General features: G+C 50.2%; 17 protein-coding genes. 7 read left to right on the top strand and 10 right to left on the bottom strand.

Features of this window, described 5'->3' with window-relative positions:
- Positions 1 to 75 precede the first annotated feature (75 nt).
- The gene (rfbH, locus tag B7364_RS17055; RefSeq protein ID WP_232780942.1) at positions 76 to 1,446 is read left to right on the top strand and encodes a lipopolysaccharide biosynthesis protein RfbH; all 1,371 of its coding nucleotides are present in this window, start codon (positions 76 to 78) and stop codon (positions 1,444 to 1,446) included.
- 156 nt (positions 1,447 to 1,602) lie between these two features.
- A complete protein-coding gene (locus B7364_RS17050) occupies positions 1,603 to 2,403 on the top strand; it encodes an aldolase (protein ID WP_085341254.1) in 801 nt (266 codons plus the stop codon).
- Positions 2,404 to 2,487: 84 nt separating this feature from the next.
- Here the strand turns inward: B7364_RS17050 and B7364_RS17045 are convergent, their stop codons facing one another.
- Positions 2,488 to 3,624 carry a DUF2793 domain-containing protein gene (locus B7364_RS17045; RefSeq protein ID WP_157893778.1) on the bottom strand — a complete coding sequence of 379 codons (1,137 nt, stop codon included), beginning with the start codon at positions 3,622 to 3,624 and terminating at the stop codon, positions 2,488 to 2,490.
- 206 nt (positions 3,625 to 3,830) lie between these two features.
- On the opposite strand from B7364_RS17045, the gene B7364_RS17040 reads away from it, so the two are divergent.
- Together B7364_RS17040 and B7364_RS17035 are read left to right on the top strand one after the other, a co-directional pair.
- Positions 3,831 to 4,778, top strand: coding sequence for an NAD-dependent epimerase/dehydratase family protein (locus B7364_RS17040; protein WP_157893777.1), 948 nt, complete (start codon positions 3,831 to 3,833; stop codon positions 4,776 to 4,778).
- Between the two features lie 122 nt (positions 4,779 to 4,900).
- Entirely contained in the window at positions 4,901 to 5,581 is a 681-nt protein-coding gene (locus B7364_RS17035; protein WP_085341251.1) for an HAD family hydrolase, read from the top strand.
- Positions 5,582 to 5,898: 317 nt separating this feature from the next.
- Here the strand turns inward: B7364_RS17035 and B7364_RS17030 are convergent, their stop codons facing one another.
- From B7364_RS17030 to B7364_RS18435, 6 genes are all read right to left on the bottom strand, one after another.
- Positions 5,899 to 6,945 carry an oxidoreductase gene (locus tag B7364_RS17030; RefSeq protein ID WP_085341250.1) on the bottom strand — a complete coding sequence of 349 codons (1,047 nt, stop codon included), beginning with the start codon at positions 6,943 to 6,945 and terminating at the stop codon, positions 5,899 to 5,901.
- Entirely contained in the window at positions 6,938 to 7,900 is a 963-nt protein-coding gene (locus B7364_RS17025; protein WP_085341249.1) for an SDR family oxidoreductase, read from the bottom strand. Before B7364_RS17025 ends, B7364_RS17030 begins: the two co-directional genes overlap by 8 nt.
- 174 nt (positions 7,901 to 8,074) lie before the next feature.
- Entirely contained in the window at positions 8,075 to 9,919 is a 1,845-nt protein-coding gene (locus tag B7364_RS17020; RefSeq protein ID WP_085341248.1) for a thiamine pyrophosphate-binding protein, read from the bottom strand.
- Positions 9,920 to 9,985: 66 nt separating this feature from the next.
- On the bottom strand, positions 9,986 to 10,822 hold the full coding sequence (locus B7364_RS17015; RefSeq protein ID WP_085341247.1) for an ABC transporter ATP-binding protein: 837 nt from the start codon (positions 10,820 to 10,822) through the stop codon (positions 9,986 to 9,988).
- A gap of 7 nt (positions 10,823 to 10,829) precedes the next feature.
- Positions 10,830 to 11,621, bottom strand: coding sequence for an ABC transporter permease (locus B7364_RS17010; RefSeq protein WP_085341246.1), 792 nt, complete (start codon positions 11,619 to 11,621; stop codon positions 10,830 to 10,832).
- A 202-nt stretch (positions 11,622 to 11,823) separates the two neighbouring features.
- On the bottom strand, positions 11,824 to 12,780 hold the full coding sequence (locus B7364_RS18435; RefSeq protein WP_408606359.1) for a glycosyltransferase family 2 protein: 957 nt from the start codon (positions 12,778 to 12,780) through the stop codon (positions 11,824 to 11,826).
- 643 nt (positions 12,781 to 13,423) lie between these two features.
- On the opposite strand from B7364_RS18435, the gene B7364_RS17000 reads away from it, so the two are divergent.
- The 3 genes from B7364_RS17000 (at position 13,424) to B7364_RS16990 (ending at position 17,971) form a co-directional block, all read left to right on the top strand.
- Positions 13,424 to 14,557 (top strand): glycosyltransferase family protein, encoded by a 1,134-nt coding sequence (locus tag B7364_RS17000; protein ID WP_157893775.1) that lies wholly within the window; start codon positions 13,424 to 13,426, stop codon positions 14,555 to 14,557.
- Between the two features lie 382 nt (positions 14,558 to 14,939).
- Positions 14,940 to 16,535 (top strand): glycosyltransferase, encoded by a 1,596-nt coding sequence (locus B7364_RS16995; RefSeq protein ID WP_157893774.1) that lies wholly within the window; start codon positions 14,940 to 14,942, stop codon positions 16,533 to 16,535.
- A gap of 185 nt (positions 16,536 to 16,720) precedes the next feature.
- A complete protein-coding gene (locus B7364_RS16990) occupies positions 16,721 to 17,971 on the top strand; it encodes a polysaccharide pyruvyl transferase family protein (protein ID WP_085341242.1) in 1,251 nt (416 codons plus the stop codon).
- Positions 17,972 to 18,027: 56 nt separating this feature from the next.
- On the opposite strand, the gene galE is transcribed toward B7364_RS16990, so the two are convergent.
- From galE to B7364_RS16975, 3 genes are all read right to left on the bottom strand, one after another.
- The gene (galE, locus tag B7364_RS16985) at positions 18,028 to 19,011 is read right to left on the bottom strand and encodes a UDP-glucose 4-epimerase GalE (protein WP_085341241.1); all 984 of its coding nucleotides are present in this window, start codon (positions 19,009 to 19,011) and stop codon (positions 18,028 to 18,030) included.
- A 90-nt stretch (positions 19,012 to 19,101) separates the two neighbouring features.
- Positions 19,102 to 20,232, bottom strand: coding sequence for a GDSL-type esterase/lipase family protein (locus B7364_RS16980; RefSeq protein WP_157893773.1), 1,131 nt, complete (start codon positions 20,230 to 20,232; stop codon positions 19,102 to 19,104).
- Positions 20,233 to 20,262: 30 nt separating this feature from the next.
- Entirely contained in the window at positions 20,263 to 20,592 is a 330-nt protein-coding gene (locus B7364_RS16975; protein ID WP_157893772.1) for a hypothetical protein, read from the bottom strand.
- Between the last annotated feature and the right edge of the window lie 51 nt (positions 20,593 to 20,643).

Genomic DNA, 20,643 nt, shown 5'->3' with positions numbered 1-20,643 from the left:
GTTGAGGCGCAAACCCAGCTGACTTAGAAACAAATCGAATTGGAAACCCCTTAAGGTGGGGTATAGGAGTTCAAAGTGGCAAAAAAGATCCCAGACTTTGCAGAACAAACAATCATTATGGGGGATCACTCAAGCGAAGAGGCGATTGCCTTGCGGGCTCAGATAGGAGAGCTCGTCGAACGCTATGCGAAGCTCGCCCATGCGCCAAAGCCATTTCATCCTGGCAGCGGTCGCGTCCCGGTGTCGGGAAAAGTTTATGATCATCGCGACTTACGAAACCTCGTCGACGCAGGCCTCGATTTTGTACTAACTACCGGTCGCTTTAACAAAGAGTTCGAAAAGCGTTTGGCCGCTTTTTTGGGCGTAAAGACAGCGATCACCGTAAACTCAGGATCTTCGGCTAACCTCGTTGCTGTTACCGCTCTAACTTCTGACTTGTTCCGTGATGATGCGCTTAAGCCAGGTGACGAAGTAATCACCTGTGCTACGGGCTTTCCAACAACAGTCAACCCGATCATCCAAAATGGTTTGGTTCCTGTTTTTCTTGACGTGGAGCTCGGTACTTACAATATGAGCATGCGACGTTTGGAGCAGGCTTTGAGCCGCCGAACGCGGGCTGTAGTTTTGGCGCATGCATTGGGTAACCCATTTAACTTAGCGGCCGTAAGCGATTTTTGCAAAAAGCACGGCCTTTGGCTTGTTGAAGACTGCTGCGACGCACTGGGCGCAACTTATGACGGCAAAAAGGTTGGGACGTTCGGCGTTGCTAGCACAGTAAGCTTCTATCCGGCACACCACATTACGATGGGTGAGGGGGGAGCAGTTTTGTTCTCAGACCCAATCTATAAACGGGCGGCTGAAAGTATCCGTGACTGGGGGCGTGATTGCTGGTGCGAGCCTGGTTTCGACAACACTTGTGGGCGCCGTTTTGATTGGCAATTGGGCGATCTTCCGGATGGTTACGATCACAAATATACGTACTCAAACCTCGGCTACAACCTGAAGATCACCGATATGCAGGCATCCGTTGGATTGTCGCAGCTCGATAGGTTAGAAGAGTTCATTGCAGCCCGGCGAAGAAATTTTGACTTGATCTGGGCTGGGCTAGCGGATCTACAAGATAGATTAATCCTCCCCCGAGCAACAGAAAATTCCGAGGCATCTTGGTTTGGCTTCCCAATTACGGTCCGTGAAGAGGCGGGCTATTCTCGTCGCGATGTCGTAGCACATTTGACGGCTGCAAAGATCGACACGCGTCTTCTGTTTGGCGGGAACCTTTTGCGACAGCCTTATATGAAGGGCCGGAATTATCGTGTCGTTGGTGACTTAACCCAGTCAGACGTCGTGATGAACTCCTGCTTTTGGGTAGGCGTTTACCCAGGCCTACAGGAGGAGCAAATTGCTTACATGGTCCGCGAGATCCGCAAGAGTGTCGGTGCTGGCTAGGTTGATCTGACATGCAATTTCGGTTTGCCAGAATATCCCACAGCTGGGGAAAGTCTCTGGTTTTCTGAACCGTTATTGCACGGGTCCCATACCTATCCATTCCAACATTTTGACTACCTACACAATCCATCAAGAAAACAAATCAGGAGAAATGCTATGAATTTGCGTGAACGAAAAATGCTGGACATCCTTAAGCAAGGTCGGGCCGAGTTTGGGTATGTTGCAGTAAAGGCTGAGTTTGAGGCGGAAGGTACTCGGACAGATGAATTGTTGCGCCTGATAGAGATAGCTCGGAAAGCTGACCTCAAGATTGGTCTTAAGATCGGTGGTTGTGAAGCTGTCCGCGACCTGCTGGAAGCTAGGCAAATTGGTGTTGAATATATCATCGCGCCGATGATTGAATCTGACTATGCACTATCAAAATATGTAGAGGCACGGGACAAGGTTTACAGTCCAGATGAGCAACTCGACACAGAGTTTTTGTTCAACTTAGAGACCATCAACGCATATAATGTGAAAGAGCAATTGATTGACCGCGCAGCCAAATATCATTTGGCTGGTCCTGTTTTCGGGCGCGTTGATTTTTCCGGTTCGCTTGGTCTGACCCGGGATGGTATCGATGGACCCAAGATTACTGAATACGTCACCACGGTTGGCCAACTGTGTAAGGACAAGGGTCTCTCCCTCGTGGTCGGTGGTGGAATTTCGATGGATTCCATTGAAACCCTTAAAGTAATGGGAGCTGTCCATTTGACGCGCTTCGAGACCCGCAAAGTGATTTTTGCAGGAACCGCTACCGATACTCCGAATTTGTCTGACGGGCTCTTGAATGCTGTACATTTTGAGATGCTTTGGTTGCAGAATAAGCGCGACTATTACGGTGCTATCGAGCGCGAAGACGCCAAGCGGATCGATATGTTGGAAAGCCGTTGGCGTATTTTGAGCTCAAATCGCTAAGTGTAGCGGTTGCCTTGTATCGCAACCGCTGAAGTCGAATTTTTTCGGGCCCATTTGTTTCAAATGGGCCCGTTTGTTTGCCTTTCAGCTTATCTGGACAACGGGTGGGTCGATAAGACTTTCAATTTGAGCTAGGCGCTGGGTCAGTTCCTGGATGGCGAGAACAAGTGGCCCAATAAACTGTTCATAACGCAGTCCTTGTTGGCTTTCAGGGTCAGTAGGGTCTGCTAAAGTCCAAGCTGCCCAATCTAGCTCGTTCGGAGTGGCTGCCCTGACATCCTGGGCCAAAAATCCGATGTGCGTGCGCTTGCCGGCTTTGGTTGTTGCTTGTGTACAGTTAATCCCATCCTCAACTGGTCCGGGCTCTAAAGTTTGAGCGCCACTTTGCCATCGGTAACTCACTGGGCGAAGGCTGCAGATGAATTTTAAGCCCAGCGGGCAGTCCTCGATATCTGTCTTCAGTCGAGAATCTGACGTGCTAATAGCACCGGTGACTGAGAAGATCGTCGACCACCTAGACTGCGCTGAACCTAAGTGTTGGGCATTGTCAGCACCCGGCAGCACTGCTCTTGTGTTAGCATTCAGAACAAAGAGATTCATTCCCGTTGTGCCAGCATCATTTAACGTCCCGAATACCAAATGATTATTGGTGAGGTATTGGCGGAAGTTACGAGCATCAGGGACGGCATCGGCTTCTTGGATAACAAACTCGGGAGATTGACTTTGCGCGATGTGTAATCGCCTTAAAGGGTTGCTAATCCCAATACCCGCTCCTACCGCCGTAATGTGCAGATCTTTCTCACCAACTTGAAGGCCAGCCGAAGGTAGGCTCAACGCGCCGCTCATACTGTCGCCACTTTTTGCGACGCGATCTTGGTTCGCGATCTCCCATTGCAAACCTGACCAAACGACAAGCCTCCTTTCATCAATTACCCACACCCGCCAGCCAAGTTTTGGGGAAAAGCAGCGCCAAGCTCCATCGACGAAGTAGGCCAAGAGATTGGGCGCAAATCCCTGCCAGTGGGGCCCAGAACACGCCATGGGCAGTATCCAGCATTGACCTTCAAGCGGTGAGGGTGGTTCACTCGCTAAACTGCGACTAAGGACACGCGCTTGCACCAACTGATCAAGCGCAATCAGGCTTTCATTTAGCGTTACGTGTTTCTCGGCCTGCGAAGCGAGAATAAAGGGCAAGCAGAGATTTGCGGTTTCAGCGGTCATAAGTAGCTCCAATTGTTTGGCCCTTAGCTTAGTAGCCAATACGCCTACGAGGATTGGGAGTGCCCTATCCCTCAAAGTCGATGACGGCCACTGCTTGCCGAAATTCTTCAGAGCCTTTACCAATTCAGCGTCAAAGTCGTGCTCATCCTCAAATAGGTTTGGGCGGAATGGCCCTTATACGGGGTCGGATAAATGGAAGATGTAAGTTGGAAAATGGATCGTGGCGGCAAGCCGCTCAAGCAACCAAATATGTTGTGATCGGGCCGTCAGGCTGGATTGGAAACGCTTTGCTATCTTGGCTTGGCAAATCAATTGGTGAGGAGTGGCGTTCCAAAACCAAATGTTACGGGTCATCAGCGCGCATGATTGTGGGCCCTGATAATCAACCTCTAGAAGTTCTGGCATTAGCAGATCTTCTTCAAGCAGATCTTTCCGGGGCCGTTGTTTTTCATTTGGCCTACCTTACCAAGGAAAAGGCGGCAGAACTGAGTGATGGCGAGTTTTTCAGTCGAAACCAAGCCATCGACCAACTTGTTCTTGATGCAATTACTGCCTCAATGCCAAAGGCAATCTTTGTTGCATCGTCAGGTGCTGCAGCAGACGCCCAATCTGGCAAGGGACGAAACCTTTATGGCGTAACTAAACTGCTGCAGGAAGATCGGTTTTTGGCCTACGCAGCCAAGTCTGGTTTGCCAACTTTTGTTGGCAGAATATTCAATATCGCTGGTCCGTACATTAACAAGTTTGATCACTACGCTGTTTCTTCTTTTGCACAACAGGCCATTCTTAGTGGTCAGATCAATGTTACGGCTTCAATCCCTGTATTCAGATCCTTTCTTGGGGTGATCGACTTAATTGAATTGGTCACCGCGGAATTGTTAACGGGTGCACCAGATTTGGTTCCAATTGATTTATGTGGTCATGAGTTATTGGAGATGGGTCAGATTGCGGCGACTGTCGCCCATGAGACAGCTGGTCTCACAAAAAAGCCTGTGGTTCCCATTTTCAGGCCTAAGATCGATTTTTCGCGCACGAGTTCCTACTTTGGTGATCCTAGACCAGCCCTTCAGCTTGCTCTCAAACACGACATTTCTTTAATGCCATTTCCGGTGCAAGTGCGAGAAACGATTGCCTATATGAGGACAGTCCTTTGACAATCAAGAATTCCCAAATTCTGCCATAAGCTTAGGCGACGATACAAATTGTATAGGGTGAGCCAGAACTTAGGCTTGGTTATTCCAAATCAAAGAGCATTGAACAAGTATTGAGATATCGAATGAAAGAGGAACGACTACAGGTGACAAAAGTTCAGCCCCTGCCAAAATTAGTTATGTTCGACTTAGACGGGACCCTTGTGGATACTGTGAGGACAACCGCCAGTGTTTTCTCACAAATTAGAAGTAACCGTGGCTACAGTCCTGTTGAACCAGATGTTTTGAAGCCTTACATCAGTCGCGGTGCTGAAGATCTGGTTGCTGCAGCCCTTGGTGAAGCCTTGGTGTGTCGCACTCGGGACCTTGTTGAATTCCGAACGCTCTTGGCACAGGCCGAGGCAAATCCAGATGAGATTTATGATGGCGTCCCCGATGTCCTCGCGGCTTTGGCTGAAATGGCAGTCCCGCTAGCAATTGTTACCAATAAGCCCCAGAGCTTGGCAGAAAAACTGCTCGCAGAACTTAAACTCGAGGTTTTCTTTGATTTGATTCTGGGAGGGGACGCAGTTGCGAACAAGAAGCCGCACCGTGATCATATTGATACCGCATTGAAGCATTTTGGGGTGGCAGCACATGAGGCTGTGATGGTCGGTGATAGTGAAATTGATCAATCCGCAGCTCTCGCGAGCGGCGTAAAGTTCGTTTTGTTTCGCCAGGGTTATGGCGGCTCCGCTTTAATGTCGTGTCAGCAGACGACTGGAGTAGACGAATTCAAGTCCGTCTTGGATGTGCTGCGAGGTTAAATGCATGTTTGTTTGACATCCACTTGCTTTCCACCACGCATTGGAAGCGAATCTATCAGCGAGTGCGACGTCTCTTAGCCCTTGGATTGAGCAGAGACGATTGTTGAATCACTTGTATTGGCGCTTCAAATATCTGAACACCTTAAGATTAAACTGTTCCGCATTAATCTAAGGAGCAGCTAAGCGAGCTCTAATCTGTGATTTGTTTCTTGATCTCTGAATTGTGTCATCACGGAAGCTACGGCCACCGCGGTTGGGTTTGAGCTCGAGCCCTTGCAGGTGCTACCAGCCGTAGAAAGGAAACCCCGGAGCCTGCCTCATATTAGCTCTTTGACCATTTCATAGACAAAGGGTACCGCTTCTGCATCAGTTCTGAGGATTTCAGCGAAATTGGGGTTTGAAATGAACATTCGGCCCCAAGTTATTAGATCTACGTCGCCGTCCGCCAGAATCTGCTCTGCCTGTGGCTTTGTCAGCGAGGCGCCAGCTATTAGCAAGCCTGGCCATAGTGGTCGCGCAAGCTTTACGACGCGTGCAGACGTGTCGAAGTAGTTCGCGTTCGCACAGCAGATATCGAGATTTCTGAGACCCAATTTCCACATGGCAGGCAACAAATAGTTGATCATCTCTTCCATGTCGGGCCAGTCATAAATCTCGCCCATAAAGCGGGATGGTGAAATTCGGACGATAACCTTTTCGCTTGGCGCAATTGCTAGAATTCGCTCCAACAATTCGAGGGTAAATCTACAACGATTTTCCACGGATCCACCGTACTGATCTTTACGATCATTGACTCGTGAATCCAAAAACTGATCAGGCAAATAGCCATTGGCACAATGTAATTGGATCGCGTCAAAGCCGACTGCTAGGGCATTGCGTGCTGCAATCTCAAAATACTGGTATACCTGTTCAATCCCCGCGGCGTCCAAAGCGACGGGTTGGCCAAACGGCTTGTTATTTTGACGATTTATACCCGCCGCTGCAACATTTGTTGAGCTAACCGGAGGCAAACCACCGGTATAGTCTGAGTGGGAGATCCGACCACAATGCCATAATTGGCAGGCGATCTTTGCGCCATGAGCATGGACCGCATCGATAACGGGACTCCAACTGTCCGCCTGCTCTTTTGTCGCAATGTGAGGGACATTATTGTACCCATCCGCACTTGGATGAATAACAACGCCTTCGGTCAAGATAAGACCGACCCCGCCTTCGGCTCGCTTTCGGTAATACTCTTTGATTTGATCTGTCGCTTGGTGATTCTGATCAGCAAAATTCCGAGTCATGGCCGACATGACAATTCGGTTCCGGACAGAGAGAGTGCCGTCTTTTTGGAATGGGCTGAAAAGGCCTGAATTACTCATTATGTGAGGCTCCCGCACGGTATTTATCGAAAAACTTGTCCTTTAGGTAGTCACAAAGCGCGTCGCGCCAAGGACGCTGTAGGTCAAAGCCTTCACTTTCCAAACGCTTGGAGACGAAGACCGCTCTCTGTGGCCGTTGACCATTCATGGTGCCTTCAACTTCCGACGCCTCAACTTTACGCAAACTTAACTTGTCGGACCAGCCTAGGCTCTCAACGATAACCTGTGCGACTTCATAGAAGCTTGCCTCGCCCTTTGAGGCCATTTGATAGGTACCATGCTTATCGGCTAATGCTAGGGCAATTGCGTTGCGGGCCAAGTCTACAGTCCAAGTCGGCTGCCAAATTCTATCGCCAACGGTGAAGCTTTGTCGGCCCTCCTCAATTGCTTCAGCCAAGACCGGAATAATCCTGCCTACGAAATTCTTGTCACGCTTGCCGCCACCGAAAAATCCAGCCATCCGAATAATGAGGGGTTTAAGTGTGTGCGTAAGGAATAGCCCTTCGGCTTCCAACTTTAGCTTGCCGTAAACAGATAAAGGCTCGGGAACCGTATCGTCATCAATCAGTTCATTTGCGTTCCCGAAAATCAAAAATGACTGCGGGTAAATCACTCTCGTTCCGGTTGCTTGGCAAGCCAATGCAACATGACGAGCACCATCTACAATCGTACGCCTGGCCTGCTCGACATTGGCCGCACAAGCCTCAACATTCACTAGGGCAGCGCAATGGAAGACAAAACCGGGGCTTGGCCCGCTACTAACCCAGTCAACCGCGCGCTTTACCGCATCCGGGTCCGTTACATCGAGCTCGGTGTGCCCCGGTGCCCAAACTTCAAAGTTTGCCAGTTCGTGAGCTACTTGCGCGGCATCTGAACCAAGCATACCTTCACCACCAGTAATCAGAATCCTGCTCGTGAGCCTTTGTTGTCTAAAGATTGGGTGATCTAGGTTCATTAAGGGTCCTATAATGTCCGCATTTGTGCAGGCAGATTTTGAGCTTCTATGATTGTTACTGATTTGTACTTTGCACTTAAAACATCACCTGTCGTCGCAAAAAGATATTCTTGCAACGGCAACTGCAATTCGGTGCATTGCCTATCGATTACACTCCTAATGGCACTGCGTTGCCTAGATTAGCGGTATCAGCATGTTTTCCGCTAATTCTTCGCGAGACAAGAAAGGCGCCAAATCTTCAAGTGGAGCCGAAACCATGCTGCCATCTTCAAGTCGGCGTGAGGCAGTTTTGGGAGCGAACACCTGGTTCTTATCGATCCGGACTTCGCAAATACCTGGCCCGTTTGAAGCTAGAAATGCTGCGATCTTTTCCGACATTCCCTCATGGGTTAGCAGCCGTTCAAACCCAAAGCCAAAACAATCAGCTATCTTCTTGAAGTCAGGGAAAGTCACGCCTGTTGTAGGTCCACACCCAACAACAAACCCATCAAAATAGTTTTGTTGTGCTTGTTTGATCGAATGGTACCCGTCGTTGTTTAAAATGAATATCTTCACAGGCATTTGGGAGCCTACGATAGTCTGCAATTCCTGCAGATTTTGCATGATGGAACCATCCCCAGCAATGCAAACAATGCGTCGGTCCGGATCTGCGATATGCGCGCCGATCGCCGCGGGCAGATCATAGCCCATTGAGGCAGATCCAGAATTTGTAAAGAGGCGCTGTCCAATCTTGAGTTCACTTGCTTGGAAGGTCACCACACAAGCGGTTCCGTCTCCTGTGACCACGACCTCATCGTCGTTCAGTTCTTTAAAAAGCGCTTGTGTAAAGCAATAAGGGTTTACAGTATCCTTGGTTTCCCAATATTCGGGAAGAACGGTCGAATAGCGCGCGACGCGCTCCCGCCCCCATGCCAAGTAGTCTGCATGGGCCTTGGGTGCCTTATAATCTTTCGTCAAGTCCAGCAGAATATCGATTAATTCGCTAAGATCTGCATGCACGGGCATATCGATCTTCAGTGTAGGCTTCGCCAGTTCGGCCTGATCGATGTCCACCATGATTTTATAAGCTGCACGCGCGAAACTTTGATAGTTATAGCTGACTTGGCGAATATTGAGGCGTGACCCAAATACCAGCAAGACATCTGCGTTTTGGACAACGAAATTGCCAGCTCGGTCACCAACTGAGCCAGGCCGACCCGCATAACAGGGATGGTCGTTGCAAAGTACATCATGCGCGTTCCATCCAGTAGTTACTGGGATTGAAAGTCGGCGCGCCAACTCTAAGAACCGATCCCGCGCCCCAGATAAGCGGACTCCCATGCCGACAAGCATAGCGGGACGTTTCGCAGCTTTCAGCCGTTCAAGAATCTCAACGGCTACAGTCTTGAGAGCCTCGTTTTGAAGTCGACCATACTCACTGGGGATTGCAAACTCTTTGCCATATCCTTCGACAATCGGATCGAATGCTCGCAGTTTGGCGGGTTCAATAGCAGCGCCTTGCACGTCGATTGGGATATCAATCCAAGTTGGTCCTGGCCGGCCAGATTGTGCCAACCAAAGTGCCTTCTCAAGTTCGAACCGAATATCAGCCGGATTTTGAACGATCACGGCGTATTTTGTTATTGGTCGGACCATCTCGATGATGTTTGCTTCCTGGTCTCCCAGCTGGCGCAATCTTGGTGCCGCATTGGTAAGGAGTGTCTCGCGCTTTACCTGACCAGAAACAACAATCATCGGGATTGAGTCGGTAAAGGCACCAAAAACACCATTAAACGTATTGATGCCGCCAGGGCCTGTCGTCACATTTACGCAAGCGATGCGATTAGAAAGTCTAGCGTAGCTTTCGGCCGCCATGGCAGCTGCCTGCTCGTGGTGGCAGCACACATAAGACAAATCGGGGTGCCGACCAAGTGCATCGTTGAGGTGCATGGCTCCACCTCCTGTCAGCATAAACACATGTTTTACACCATGTTGCGCAAGGCAACCTGCAACATAATCAGCTAAACGAATCTTTGACATGATTTGCCTGTTGTCCTTCAAGATTGAAGTTGCTTGTTTTATTGCTTGGCCCAGAAAGAATTGCCGCTATCCCTGCGCAATTTCACCTGTTTCTCGCATTTTTGTATTGAGAATGAGAGGCGTGGGCTTCTTCCGTAGTAGTTCATCTGGGTCGGAGGTCGCATAGGCCTCCCAAACATCTGCAGGTGGTCCGTCCATAATGATCCGACCAGAATGCATCCAAACCGCATGGTTGCAGAACTGATCCAATGCTTCTTTGCTGTGGGTTGCCATCACAAAAATTTTCGCATGTTCCGCGCGTTCTTCAATTCTTTGAGCAGCCTTCAACATAAAGTGCATGTCACCGGCGCTTAGAACTTCATCCACCAACAGAATGTCCCCCGGTAGAGACGTAGCGATAGCAAAACTCAATCTCACCATCATCCCTGAGGAATAGGTGCGGACCGGCAGGTCAAAAAAGTGCTGCAATTCGACGAAAGTTTCAATTTCCAAACAAATTTCTGCAGCCCGGCCTTTTGGGATTCCGAAAAGGCGCTGGATATTGAGCGCATTTTGACGGCCGGACTTCTCTGGATCTAGCCCTGCGCCGATACTCAATACGGACGCCAATAGCCCGTCGACGACTCGTTTTCCTTTTGTAGGATGGTGAATTCCGGCTAGGGTCCGCAACAATGTACTCTTGCCCGAGCCATTTCGCCCGACTATTCCGAGGCGTGTCCCTTCCCCCAGTCGCATGGTTACACCATTAAGGCCGCGAACATATCGAAGGCCATTCTTGGATGCTTGGGAGAACATTCCGAAAGCGGCTGAACGCGCTACAGCTCCGAGGATCGACACATCTCGACTTGATGAAACTACTGGGTAATGAACGTATGCACTCTCAAGTGCCAGATATGTAGCCATGATACCGTCAGATCCAGTAGCTCAATTGCTTACGATAATGAGAAAACGCCAACGTTCCGAACAGCAATACAAGTAAAGCTGTTGCACCAGCGACGATCCAATTGGTCGAAGAGGGCAATGTTCCCAACATTGGGGCGCGTACGACCTCTACGAGGTGGTAGACGGGATTCAAATCTGCCAGTTTTGCTTGCGCGCTGCCTTCTACGCGGCGCCAAAAAATTGGAGTCAGAATGAACAACGCACCCACAATGGAGGCAATGAGCGGACCCAAATCGCGATAGCGTCTACCAAGCACGCCTAAGCCCAATGCGAGGCCAGTCAACGTCAAATAGACCAAGAACAAGCCTGGAATGGCGAGAATAATGTTCGCATTGATCGGGTACTTAAAGATAATGATGACTGCGATAAAGACCAACATATTATGGGCAAATGCGAAGAAATGGCCAACTACTGCTCGATGAACGTGCAACGAAATTGGCAGATCATAAGCCATCAAAATCGGCATGGCCCGCTCATAAAGATTAGACGAGTCGCTCAGGCAGTTTGCGATCATCAACCAAATGGTTAAACCCGCCGCAAGATACACAATTTGATCTTGAAAGTCTGCTGACAGAACTAAAGATGACCACCAAGCATAACCCATAACAAATGCGGCGTGGGACAGAGTCACCCAAAATGGCCCAATGAGGGTACGAGCATAGCGACCAGCTAAGTCATCAATGGCCAAGCCAATCCAAGCTTGCCAATTCACATAACCCTGCCACAAGTCAGCACGAGTTGAAGTTACTGATTGCAACATGGATTTTTAGTTACCTTGCTAAGTTAAATGCCCAAAAAACACTGCTCTTTGCTTCGACAGCGATCCGAATCTGTTGGCTGTTGATCAGTAGATAAGCGCACGGCTTACCTTTTGAATGGGGTGTTTGCAAGGACCGATTAGCATCAACTGGGACCTTCAATTAGAAGGTAGCCAGCCCGCAGATTGTTTATTTCAAGCTTGCTTATTCACCCCGAAAGCTGGGCCAAGCATGTTTCGGCATTTCTGAATCCCGCCGGAGATGGCGATCCAAAAATGGGTCGCAAGCGAGTGCTTGACCCCACCTTATCATGAACTTAGCCCGATCAATTTGAATGCGCCTTGCGAAAGGGCCCCTTGAGGGACTGCCACGAGATGACATTTCAGGGTGGGTCCAGATTGAATCCCCAACAAGAATGCAAGATTCCGTCGTCAAAGCCGCGGCGCGGAGGCAAAGGTCAACGTCCCCACATTCGACGAAGAGTCCTTCATCAAACCCATAAAGTTGATCAAACAGATTCCGTGATAGGGCCATAACAGCCCCAGTGACTGCGCTGACAGCTCGGTGCGGCTTGATCCATGCTTCCATCAAGGTGCTTTCGATAGGCAAGCCTCTACCAAAATGGCCAACTAGTCCGCCCATTCCCAAAACTAATCCCGCATGCTGAACACCACCTTGGGGATAAACTAGGACACCTCCAGAGATTCGATTGGGAAAGGCTTTACTTGTCCGCAAGAGCGTCTGGAATGCGTCAATTGAGGTAGGCGCGACGTCATCGTTCAATAGTACAAGCTGTGTGCGATCTGATGCTTTCACACCAAAATTTATCAAGCGCGAAAAATTGAATGGTCCTTCTGCCCGTACGACTTGGACGCCTTGCTCCGCTAGGTCCATTAATGTTTTTGCCGTCGCGGGCATTTCCGAAGCATGATCCACGATGATGACCTGTGCACCTTGGCTGCAGACTGAACTGAGACCAGCGTGCCATAGGGCCGTTAAATGTTCCGGCTTATCGCGGCTTGGTATAACAATTGAGACCTCCGACCACACAACCGGACTGTCAAGTTTTTCACAAGCACCCTCATAAGCGACTTTGCTTGACTCAATTTTCGGCTGCTTAGCGACATATGTTTCCAAGGAATTGCGTCGTAACCTTGACATTATCGCACCGACTAGGCGCCAACATCGCCAAATGAGGTCGCCAATTGCACCGGGGGGAATTAGCGCGACGACTCGAAGTTTGCTTCTGGCTTCGGCTGATTGACCGAAAGCAAAAGCGCGCAAGCTTTTGCATTTTTGAGGCACATCAAGTCGGTGCACAGAAAGGGCAGTGCCAGGAATGCTTATCCCAACTTGTTGATTGCCATCTGGAGTTTGACTTCGAAAGCTAAGGTAGTGGTCAGGGCTTGCAGTTTGGGGATTAAAAATGCATGTCCATGCCCCTGATGCGGGCTTTTCCAAAGCGAAGATTAAACAACGTGTTCCCTTCTTTCTGCGGTGGCCGTCCATTTTTTGCCCGAATCCAGATTTAGCAAGTGCAAACTTACATCATGTTGTGCGCGCATTTTGGCTGAGAGTGAAGCGGGGTTAAAGGGGATTACTGAGCGTCTCGTGCTATCCTTGCAATGCGGGGCACTTAAGGTAACTGAGTGTTAACGGTCTCGCGTGGCCGATAAGCCATACTTCAACGCGCTCGGGCCTGATACCATGCTGCAACTCCATCATTGCGAATCTCGGTAGGCTTAAGATTAAGAGTCGTCAGCATCTAAGGCGGCAAGGCCCAGCTGCGACAAGGGGAAAAGATTTGGTCGTTTCAGAATATATAGCAGCAACCGCATTGCCACCCGGTAAAACTTGTATCTCTACCGCAGCTTTGTTGTATCCTAAGATGGGCAGTGGCGCGCCTTACTACATCGTTGCGCCTCCCTATACCCAAGACTCCGCTGGCGTAAAAATGCTCTATGTCTTATGTCACCTGCTGAACCTGTCAGGTGCTCGCGCATTTATCTATGTTTCGCCGTATTTTCGAAGCGCGGCAGATCTCGGGCCAGGGCTTGTCACGCCTGCATTAACGCCAGCGACAGTTGAGCTACACCGTGTTGCCGGTGAAACACCAATAATCGTCCTGCCGGAGACAATGCATGTTAACCCATTCAAAGGTGGGATTGTGGTGCGATGGGTGATGAATTTCACTGGCCTGCTAGGAGGACCAAATGCGTTCTCGGAAGATGAGTATATCTTCGCATATTCTGAGGTCATCGCGCGCACCATAAAAAACTGTGCGGGAAAGCTGTTTCTGCCCGGTTCGGACCCCCAGTTCTTCAAACCGCCTGAAGACAACCAACCGCGATCGGGGATTTGTTATTATGCGGGCAAGTATGTCGAAGTGCACGAACAGGAAGTGCCGGACCATCTTATTCGTAACGGCACAAAAATAACTCGTGGACCGGGCGGGCAAAGCCGTGAGGCTCTCCGCGAAATTTTCCAGACGCACGAAGTGCTACATATTTTTGAGAATACCGCTTTAGCAACAGAGGCTTTGCTTTGTGGTTGCGTTGTGGTCGCGAATAGAAATCCCTTCTTTGACGAGTTGATTGCAGAGGCTGAACATGGATCGGCTGGTGTGTGCTGGGACGATAAAGCCGAAAGTTTAGCCCAAGCCAAAGAAAAGCTAAAGGAGTTCCGAACAAATTATACGGCTTGCGAACAAGCAGCACTAGAAGGGGTAATTGAATTCTTTGAATGTACTCAGCGACTGGCTGCCAAGACCAATCTCACGGCGAAGCTTTCTATAAGCCGCCGTGTTAACTTAATTGCTGTATATGATTATTTCACATATGTGCTGCGGCAAGTCTTACGGTCAACAATTGAACAAGGTTTTTTTAGGACTTTCGGTTCTGTTTTTTTGAGTATTGCTCGAAAATTCAGAAAAAAATAGATATCGTTACTCGTTTATTATTGCTTAGGTTAAAGGGGGGGGCGGTTAAATCTTGTTGGTTTATGCACCAAAATCACCTTTCCCCATTGTATTGCACGCTTGCTTTCTTGACAGGCCGTCGGCCTCAGAAGTATCGGCTTTGAAGCAGTTTCGCCTTCTGGCTTAAGTAAATTTATCTAAGTCGATCATGCATGTGGATGCGGGCAAACAGGCAGAATTTGGGGAAATTCAATGGCAGTCAAAAAAGTTAACAACGAAACTTCATCCGTGGCCAAAACAACCGCAACGCGGGCACGCGGAACTGCCCAAGCGTCAGCCGATGCAACCAAAACAATCCCGCTGNCAGCGTTGAATCAGAAACTAACTGATTTGGGAATCCACTTTGTCCACACGGCCTAGTATCTGCATTCCCACTTATAAGCGCGGCAAGTTTGTGGAAGCGCAAGTTCGATCCGTTATCGAACTCTTTCTGAAGCGCGATGATGTTGAGGTCGAATTGGTCGTTGTGAACAATATGTCGCCAGATGACACAAAAAAGCGACTGGAAAAATTTTCTCATCCTAATTTCAAGCTTATCAATCGCACTCAGCATTATGATACGGCTGAGGAAAACATGATCAGGTCCCTCGAATTTCTCAGAGGCGATTATGTCTGGTTCTTAGGTGACGACGATCCGATCAAGCCCAATGCGGTGGACCGGGTGTTGTCAATACTTCAAACTCGCAACTACAGCTGCATTATCTTCAACTCGTCAACGATCTCCCCCGAAGGACATCTGATCGATATGAGGCCCATGCCGATGCATGGTCCGCAGGTATCTGGACCCATCGATGAAATTATTGAGATGATCGGCCTCATCAATACGTTTGCCGGTATCTCAAACATCATCCAGTTGAAGTCGCGCCTAGATGCAGAGCGTGGCTTGGAGTGGATGCGAACCTCAAAAATCTATAGCCATGTTGCATGGTTTGTTGAGGCCCATCGTGGAGAGAGGACTGCCTTTGTAAACCTTCCGCTGGTCTATTATCGGCAGAATGATTATTCTGATGGCCATTGGGATCGCGTAGCCGAGCGCTTGGGTGTTCAAAGCTTATTCTTCTGGTCTTTGGGGATCACACGTTTAGTCCAAAGACTGGTAGACCTTAATTGCCTATCAATACGTCAAGCGGGTCAAATATTTGAGTTGGCAAGTGGTGGGTTTCGATATCGCTTGATCGATGACATTGTTTTCAAAACCTACACTCAACTCCTGTCGTCCTGCCGGGCGGAGAGTGAACGCGAATTGTTCACCAGAGATGAGTTTAGTGAAATTTCTCAATTCGTTTTGAACTGTGATCCAAGCCTGTATAACCTCATTGAACTTTTGACAGAAGCCCACGAGGCAATCCAATCGGCGCGTGGTGATCAAAAGGGGATCAGTAATCTGTTGTCCAAAAATTCGTTTAACAGGTCCTTATTGGAAGACATCTCTAAGAATCTCAGCGAAAAATTCCTCCAAAGCTACGCGTCCAGCCAAAAGGAGGGTCAATTTGTGGGGCGGTGCATTGGCGTGATTTTTGGCTATTGCATCTATCGAATGCCCCAATCCTTTGTTGCCATCAAAGAGTCGGAAACAAGTATTCGAGACAAAGCCCTGAGCTTCGTGGATCCAATTGCTGATAAAGACCTTGTTTATATTGGTGAATCCTATGAAGATTTAGTCGATCAATTAATAATGAGACTAGAGCGGCAGAACGAAAGCACACCTAATCTTAACCCGATTTCGGGAGAGGCGGGCGCTGCAACGTTTGCAAGCTTGGATCCGTCAATTGTCACTCAGCTTCAAGACGCTGTTGCCGTATTCAAACGGCAGGCTCAGGAGAACGAAAATCTCCACGTTGCTGCTGCTACCCGATTATCGGCAATATATGATTCTACATCATGGCGCTTAACCGGCCCAATTCGAGCAATCTCGCGCTCGATTAAGGGGAAGGGTTGAGCCAGAAAACCCATCGGATTCATGGTTCTTCTGGAACTTTCTGTTGATAAATGACGACTAGGGTATCTCTTGTCAGCAGGCCGTTGTTGACCTCGTACCCAAAATTGCTCAGCGGTAACGGGTCTAAAACAACCCAGAACTAGGCGCCACAAGTTGTGTTTCGCCGGGCAGAAAGCGTAAGAATTATGGCAAATTCCTCGGCGGGACAAAAGAAGGCGCGAACCAAGTTTCGTCCTTTCCTGATGAACCATAATTTGCTTTTAGAAAGTGGTAGCAAAGACCCATTCTTGCTTGATGAGGCACTTCTCAAACTCAACGGCAATACTGGCAATGGTTATATCACCTATGCGCTTTCTCGCTTCATCGACTTCGATCCTGCTGTTGGCTTGGCGAACATGTTTGATAGATCGGCATTGGGCACAGACGTCGTAGAATACATTAATTCAGAATTCAGCCATGTGTTACTGGTTCTTCAAGACCAGCTATCAGCAGGTGCAAACGAGCTGAACTGGGACCAGCTTTATCGCTTCGTCGCGAAAATTGAACGGCCAATTGTTGCTTTCAGTGTCGGTAGTAACGCCATTAGTCAGAGTCCGCGTGAGATACGGGCATCTCTCTCTAGGCCGATGGTGAAGTTCTATCGATTGTTGGCCTCGAAGTCGGTTAGCCTAGGGGTTAGGGGCGCGATTACCGCAGACTTAATGTCCCTATTAGGCATTAAAAACATTGCGGCAGTCGGATGTCCAACTTGGTATGAGGCGGGACCTAAGAGAGTGGTGCCCTATCCAGAGCTCGATCGGACCAAACGGATCGTAGCAACAGGCTTGTTCTCGCATTTTGAGACGTCGAACATAGACTACATCCTTCAAAGTGAGGCAGCAGTCTTAAGGGCCACATTTGAGTCCGATATCACGAAGCCCGTACATGACGATTTCTCGAATATTAGCTATCCCTTCTATTATCCCTGCTTCGCTCGCGCCTTTTTTAGGGGCCGAATTTTTCTGGACCCGAGCTATCCAGATTGGAAGGCACGTTTTGGGCCCGATGTGTCTTTTGCGTGTGGAACACGAGTGCACGGGTCGATTATTGCCATGAACTCAAACGTCCCGGCCTTGTGCACTGCGGGGGATACCCGCTCTTTTGAAATGGCTGATCTCTTGAAGTTTCCGCTCAAAGCTGGGCATTGCGCGGCTGATTCATCGCTCGAGGAGCTCTATGAGATGGCAGATCCGACTGCTGCCAATTCAGCCTACTCAGGCTTGTACAACGCTTTTTGCGAATGGCTTGTGTCTTGTGGTCTTAAGTTGAAAAGGCCAAAGCGTACCCATGAGCCCGGTTGGGAATATGGTAAGCTACTTCCGCTCGACGACTTCCAGCGCTCGGATCGATTTATGGGTCTCTTCACAGCCTCGAAAGCCATCGGTGAAATCGGATAAACGCCTAGCCCAAGACAAGCTGTGACATTTCTGCCTTATGCTAATCGATAGCGGTTCTAACGACCTTGTATTTTGCGTTCCCAGGCCAAAGCTGCCGCGACAATATCATCCAAGTTCTCATACTTGGGCTTCCACGGCATCAGGGATTTGAGGTGGGCCGAATTGGCAACCAAGGACGGCGCATCGCCTGCCCGACGCGGCGACATTTTTGCCTGGATTGGATGGTTCAATTGCTTTTCCAAAGAAGCTAAGACTTCTAAGACTGAAGCCCCTTTGCCATAGCCGCAATTGGCGGTGACATTGGCCCCGCCCGCCAAGAGATGTTGCGCAAGCAGCACGTGTGCATCAGCCAGATCGCTGACGTGAATATAGTCTCGGACGCAGGTGCCATCGGGCGTATCATAATCGGTGCCATAGACCTCCATGCTCTGCCGCTTGCCGGTGGCCACTTCGCAAGCAACTTTAATCAGGTGTGTCGCATTCGGGGTGCTTTGGCCCGTACGGCCTTTCGGGTCAGCACCGGCTACATTGAAATAGCGCAACACGCCGACCGACAAGCCATGGGCCGCCGACATGTCGGCCAGCATCAGCTCGGTCATCAATTTGGATTGTCCATAGGGGCTGAGGGGTGCTTTGGGCGCGGTTTCGGTCAACGGCTCTGCACTGCCCGGCGCATAAACGGCGGCGGTTGAGGAAAAGATGAATGCCTTTACGCCAGCCTTTACCGCCTCTTGGATCAGTCCCAAGCTTTTGGCGGTGTTGTTCTCATAGTAAAGCCCGGGGTTTACCACCGATTCTGGCACAACGATGGAGCCCGCAAAATGCATGATCGCGTCGACCTTATGGCTGTTTAAGATCGTTGCGAGGGCAGCCCGGTCGCCGATGTCTATCTCAATCAAGGTCGCATTGGGGGGCACATTTCGCGCCACACCCGTGGATAGATTGTCCAGCACAACAATTTCATAGCCTGCATCCACACAAGCCCAAGCTGCGTGGCTGCCAATATAACCTGCCCCACCGGTGATTAAAATCTTAGTCAAATCGACGCTCCCAGATTAGCTTATGACCTATGGGCTGTCGTTGCATCAAAGTAAAACTACCCACTCAAAAGCCGCAGCTCACACCGGCAATTATCCAAGCCGTTTTGCCCAATCTGAACCGGCAAAGCGCAACCCCATGCGCTCTTGGCCTGCAGCATTGGGATGCAGATGGTCTGGCAGGTCCGCTTCATCGGCTGCCCCAAACAGAGTGAGGCCATCGAGGTAGGCAAGGTTGGCATCGCCGCCATTTTGCCGACGTGTGATGACATCTGAGATGATGGCCCGCGATTCGACCAAGGTCAGGGCGCCATCAGCCGCACTGTGAGGCCGCTCCGTCGTGCCATAGCTGGCCAGGCTATCGCGCATTAGGGGGCCAACGCGCGTCTCAAGTAACGGGCAGAAGATGGGCGAGATGACAAGCAAGGGGACATCGGGCTTGCCCTCGCGAATTGTATCTAAGAAGCTGTGCAGGGCGCTGGCGAAGACGCGCCGTCGCATGGTGTCAGCACCAATAATATTGATCCCGACTTCTAGGCTGATGGCATCAAAGGGCCCATCGCGCAGGCTGCGGGCGACAAAGCCGTCCAAGTGGCATTGGCCCGCCAAGCCAATATTCATCAAATCATGGCCCAAAGCGCGCGCGGCTACGGCAGGCCAGGTCCAAGACGGGCCTTTGGCTTCCATGCCATGACTGATGGAGCTGCCATAATGGGCCCAGCGCAGGCCACTCGGCTGTAGGCTCGGGAGAAGTTGTGCCCCGTCTGAGATCGATAATTCGAGAAGCTCCACTTGCGCCGATTGGGGCAACCAGAGTTCAAGTGCTTTGTGCCCAGCACCCAGATCGTCAATAAAGATTTCAGAGGCATTTCCGGGCACAAACGAGGGACCGGTCGGGGTAACAAGGATCGTATGCCCAGAGCTGGCCTCGGTTGAGGCCTTTTGGACCCCATCGACATAAAGCTCGAAGGTCACCGGCCGTCGTGGCGTGCCGGCGAGTTGAATGCCAGTCTCAAGCACCTTCAGCGAGAGTGCTTCGGCATCGGTCGTAAAACACAAGCGCACGCCGCTTGTCATACCCACCATCAGGTCCACCGCCGGATCTGGCGATTGCGCCCACGTCCACGCAGGCAGGCGCCATGCTTTCAAGCTCGATGAGGTTCGCACGACATGCATGGCCCCGCGTACGGACAAGGCGGCATGATCAAGCGGGACGGACTGCATCTGCATGGCTTCATTCGTCCGCTGGTTTGATCAGAGGGGGGTGAGGGCTGCCCGGATGTCGCCCATCGCATCTTTCAATGCGGTGCGGGCCTCTTCAACCGCGCGTTGCAATTGGGCTTCGCGCGCCTTTGCTGCGTCTAATTCTTCTTGCAACAGGGGATTTACGTCCGGTGTTGCCGGATAGCCGCGCGTTTCTTGTGCTTCGCGCAGGCCAGCTTGGTGGCCTTCTTCATAACCGGTCCGACGCGCTGTGTCGGTGACGCGCGCCATAGACGCCGCCAAGGCTGTTTCAAGGCGCGACAAGGCACTGTCGAAACGGACGAGAGTTTGATCCAGCGGAGGAGGTTTTCCAATGCTCATGACAAATCCCATAGCTTAGTCCTGCCAAAACCCCAAATCATCGGCAAGCAA

It is taken from the genome of Aquidulcibacter paucihalophilus, assembly GCF_002105465.1.
GTDB classification, from domain to species: domain Bacteria; phylum Pseudomonadota; class Alphaproteobacteria; order Caulobacterales; family Aquidulcibacteraceae; genus Aquidulcibacter; species Aquidulcibacter paucihalophilus.
Note: the sequence above shows the minus strand (reverse complement) of the source record. Positions and strands in the feature narration are given on the sequence as shown.

Coding starts and splice junctions, on each gene's coding strand:
- B7364_RS17020 (WP_085341248.1), bottom strand. CDS start 9,919: ATGTCAAAGATTCGTTTAGCTGATTATGTTGCAGGTTGCCTTGCGCAA.
- B7364_RS17010 (WP_085341246.1), bottom strand. CDS start 11,621: ATGTTGCAATCAGTAACTTCAACTCGTGCTGACTTGTGGCAGGGTTAT.
- B7364_RS16975 (WP_157893772.1), bottom strand. CDS start 20,592: ATGAGCATTGGAAAACCTCCTCCGCTGGATCAAACTCTCGTCCGTTTC.
- B7364_RS17050 (WP_085341254.1), top strand. CDS start 1,603: ATGAATTTGCGTGAACGAAAAATGCTGGACATCCTTAAGCAAGGTCGG.
- B7364_RS16990 (WP_085341242.1), top strand. CDS start 16,721: ATGGCAAATTCCTCGGCGGGACAAAAGAAGGCGCGAACCAAGTTTCGT.
- B7364_RS17030 (WP_085341250.1), bottom strand. CDS start 6,945: ATGAGTAATTCAGGCCTTTTCAGCCCATTCCAAAAAGACGGCACTCTC.
- B7364_RS17025 (WP_085341249.1), bottom strand. CDS start 7,900: ATGAACCTAGATCACCCAATCTTTAGACAACAAAGGCTCACGAGCAGG.
- B7364_RS17015 (WP_085341247.1), bottom strand. CDS start 10,822: ATGGCTACATATCTGGCACTTGAGAGTGCATACGTTCATTACCCAGTA.
- B7364_RS17045 (WP_157893778.1), bottom strand. CDS start 3,624: ATGACCGCTGAAACCGCAAATCTCTGCTTGCCCTTTATTCTCGCTTCG.
- B7364_RS18435 (WP_408606359.1), bottom strand. CDS start 12,780: ATGTCAAGGTTACGACGCAATTCCTTGGAAACATATGTCGCTAAGCAG.
- B7364_RS16980 (WP_157893773.1), bottom strand. CDS start 20,232: ATGCAGTCCGTCCCGCTTGATCATGCCGCCTTGTCCGTACGCGGGGCC.
- B7364_RS17035 (WP_085341251.1), top strand. CDS start 4,901: ATGAAAGAGGAACGACTACAGGTGACAAAAGTTCAGCCCCTGCCAAAA.